The sequence below is a fragment of the Streptomyces sp. URMC 127 genome (genome assembly GCF_051386535.1).
Classification (GTDB): Bacteria; Actinomycetota; Actinomycetes; order Streptomycetales; family Streptomycetaceae; genus Streptomyces.
This window is the reverse complement of the sequence record NZ_JBPQTW010000382.1, coordinates 1-3068: the sequence shown is the minus strand read 5'-3', so window position 1 is coordinate 3068 and position 3068 is coordinate 1. Positions and strand designations below refer to the sequence as shown.

The following is a 3068-nucleotide window of genomic DNA, read 5'->3' as shown; positions in this document are numbered from 1 at the left end:
AGGCCGCCAACGGCGAGCTGCTGTGGGAGATGGGCGGCGCCCAGACCGACTTCGAGACGCCGGACTGCGGCCCGCTCGTCCACGACGGCGTGGTCTACGTCTGGGCCGACGCCCGGTTGCGCGCCCTGGAGGCCCGTACGGGCGCCGAGCGCTGGTCGTATCCGGTGGGCGACACCGCCTCGTGCGGCGGCGTGCCCGTACGACTCCTGGCCGGCCCCGACGGCGTCGTGTACGTCGCCGCGGGTACGCGCGTGCTGGCCATCGACGTGGCGCGCGGTGACGTGCGCTGGCGCTTCGAGGCGCCGGCCGTGTTCCTCAGCCCGCCGGCCTTCGCTCCCGGCCCCGCCGTCACCGGCGGCGGCGTCTACATCGCCGACTACCTGGGCACCGTCTATGCCCTCGACGCGGCCACCGGCCGCGACCGGTGGCGCATCGCCACGGAGGCCCGGCAGTCCACGGAGCCGGTCCTGGTGTCGGCCGGCTCCGTCCACCTGGGCAGCGGGGGCGCGCTCTACACGCTCGACGCGGTCACCGGCACGCCGAAGTGGCGGTTCGCCGCCGGAGGCGACGTGGTGGGCTCCCCGGTCATCGCCGACGGCCGCATCCACTTCGGCTCCGCCGACCACTGCCTGTACACGGTGGACGCGGCGGGCGGCCAGCTGCGGTGGAAGCTCGCCACGGGGGGAGAGATCACCGGCTCGCCGGTGGCGGCGGGCGGCGTGGTGTACGCGTGCAGCAAGGACCGCTGCGTGTACGCCCTGGACGCGGCCAAGGGCACGGGGATGGCGTCGCGCCGCTGACGGTGCGGGGTGGTTCGTGCTTCGCGGACGGGGTGCGGCGGGTCGACTGCGGGTTGTGTGTGGCTGGGCGCGCAGTTCCCCGCGCCCCTTGGGGGCGGGGCCGGTCTGGGTGGCGTGGGTGATGGTGCGCGGGATGGCGTCGCTACGGCGGTGTCGCTGTGCCGGTGGGTTGGCTGCGGGTCGTGTGTGGCTGGTCGCGCGGTTCCCCGCGCCCCTATACGGGGCCTCAGCGGAGCCGGTGGCTCCGATCCCGGGAGGCGAACAGTCGTGCCTGGTCCTCCGGGGGGAGATTGCCCAGCGCGATCAGGTGCGGCGCGAGGGAGAGGCCGCGTTCTCGCGTGGCCTCCTTCGCTGCCCACAGGGCCCGCACCGTGCCCTGGACGGCCTCCGTCGGGCAGGCCGCGATGACGGCCGCCGCGCGCAGGGCCGCGGCCACGGCCCCGCCGGGCGGGGTGAGCTCGGAGACGAGGCCGATCTCGTACGCGCGCCGCGCGGAGAGCCGCTCGGCGGTGCCCATCAGGGCCAGGCGTGCGGCTTCGCCGAAGGGCATGCGCTGCGCCATGTGGACCGTTTCGTAGGCGCTGACCATGCCGTACGTCGTGTGCGGGTCGAAGAAGGTGGCGTCCTCCGCGGCCACGGCGAACTCCGCCTCGCCCAGCAGGTAGAACGCCCCGCCGCAGGCCATGCCGTTGACGGCCGCGACGACCGGCTTCCACAGGTCGGCCGACTTGGGGCCGGCGGTGCGCAAGGGGTCGTCCAGGGAGTAGGGCGAGCCCGGCTGGGGGACGGCGGCGGAACGGTCGATGCCGGTGCAGAAGGCGCGGTCACCGGCGCCGGTCAGCACGACGGCCCGGACGGCGTCGTCGAAGCGGAACCGGTGCCAGACGCGGGCGAGTTCGGCGGCGGCCGCCAGGTCGAGGGCGTTGTGCCGCTCGGGCCGGTCGAGGGTGACGAGCGCGACGCCGTCCGCGCGCACCTCCGCCCGCACACCCGGCCCGCGGTGGCCTTCCTCGCCGCTCATGACGCCGCCTCCAGCAGCCACCGCGGCACGGTGAAGCCGCCGGGGAGCCGGGCGAAGGTGACGCGCACGGGCGCGTCGATGCGCAGCTGCCCGGGGTCCGCGGAGTCGATGTCCGCGTCCGGCGCCGCCACGAGGTTGCCCACGAGGCGGATGCGCGGCGCCTCGGCCAGCTCCACGACCACCACGTTGTACGGGGCCCGCGCGGCGTAGGCGGGCAGCAGTGGCGGGTGAGGCAGGACGTACGACCAGATGCGGCCGCGGCCGCTCATCTTCTGCCATGCAGTGTCGAAGGACTGGCAGCGCGGGCAGCACGGGCGCGGCGGGAACCGCAGCTCACGGCAGCGGGCGCAGGCCTGGACGCGGAGTTCGCCGCGGGCCGCGAACTCCCAGAAGGGCGCGCCGTCCTCGTCCGGCTCGGGCAGCAGAAGCCCGTTGTCAGTGGTGCCCCTCATCATGGAGGACATGAGCTCAACTCCTCAGCAGGAGAGCGGACGTTGGCACGCCCTCGCCCGCCGTGACCAGGCAGGTCGTGGCGCCGGGCACCTGTGCGGTGGAGGTGCCCCGCAGCTGCCGGACGCCTTCGGTGACGAGGTTGAAGCCGTGCACGTAGGCCTCGCTGAGCCCGCCGCCGCCGGTGTTCAGCGGGAGCCGGCCGCCGAGTTCGAGGGCGCCGTCCTCGGTGAAGGCCGCGCCCTCGCCGCGCCCGCAGAAGCCGTAGCCCTCCAGGGAGAGCGGGATGAGGGGGGTGAAGGCGTCGTAGATCTGGGCGACGTCGATGTCGGCGGGCCCGAAGTCGGCCGTCTTCCACAGCTGCCGGGCGGCGGTCCAGGAGGGGCCGGAGAGGGGGTCGTCGTTCCAGTAGTTGACCATGCCGTGGTGCTGGGCAGGCAGCCCCTGCGCGGCGGCGTGCACGTAGACGGGGGAGCGGCGGCAGTCGCGGGCCCGGTCGGCGGAGACGAGGACGCAGGCCAGGGCGCCGTCCGTCTCCAGGCAGTTGTCGTAGAGGCAGAGCGGTTCGCTGATCCAGCGCGAGGTCATGTAGGTCTCGCGGGTGAGAGGGCGGCCGTGCATGACGGCGGCCGGGTTCCGGTGGGCGTGGCGGCGGCAGGCGTCGGCGACGTTGAAGAAGTGCTCGCGGGTGGCGCCGTACTCGTGCATGTAGCGGCGGGCGAGCACGGCTATCTCGTCGACCGGGCGGATCAGTCCGTACGGGCGGGTCCACTGCGCGGGGGTGGGGAGCTGGGTGC

The 3068-nt window shown here is 74.6% G+C and carries 4 protein-coding genes; 1 reads left to right on the top strand and 3 read right to left on the bottom strand.

The window, feature by feature from the left end; all coding sequences use genetic code 11:
- A partial coding sequence (locus ACSNOH_RS34225) for a PQQ-binding-like beta-propeller repeat protein (protein ID WP_436725349.1) occupies positions 1-800 on the top strand: 800 nt, incomplete at its 5' end.
- A 226-nt stretch (positions 801-1026) separates the two neighbouring features.
- On the opposite strand, the gene ACSNOH_RS34220 is transcribed toward ACSNOH_RS34225, so the two are convergent.
- The 3 genes from ACSNOH_RS34220 to ACSNOH_RS34210 all read right to left on the bottom strand — a co-directional run.
- Positions 1027-1821 (bottom strand): enoyl-CoA hydratase/isomerase family protein, encoded by a 795-nt coding sequence (locus ACSNOH_RS34220; protein ID WP_436725348.1) that lies wholly within the window; start codon positions 1819-1821, stop codon positions 1027-1029.
- Positions 1818-2285: a Zn-ribbon domain-containing OB-fold protein gene (locus tag ACSNOH_RS34215; protein ID WP_436725347.1), complete on the bottom strand. Its 468-nt coding sequence runs from the start codon at positions 2283-2285 to the stop codon at positions 1818-1820. The genes ACSNOH_RS34220 and ACSNOH_RS34215 overlap by 4 nt, the downstream gene beginning before the upstream one ends.
- Positions 2286-2289: 4 nt before the next feature.
- On the bottom strand, positions 2290-3068 hold a 779-nt coding region (locus tag ACSNOH_RS34210; RefSeq protein WP_436725346.1), incomplete at its 5' end, for a thiolase C-terminal domain-containing protein.

Coding starts and splice junctions, on each gene's coding strand:
- ACSNOH_RS34215 (WP_436725347.1), bottom strand. CDS start 2,285: ATGTCCTCCATGATGAGGGGCACCACTGACAACGGGCTTCTGCTGCCC.
- ACSNOH_RS34220 (WP_436725348.1), bottom strand. CDS start 1,821: ATGAGCGGCGAGGAAGGCCACCGCGGGCCGGGTGTGCGGGCGGAGGTG.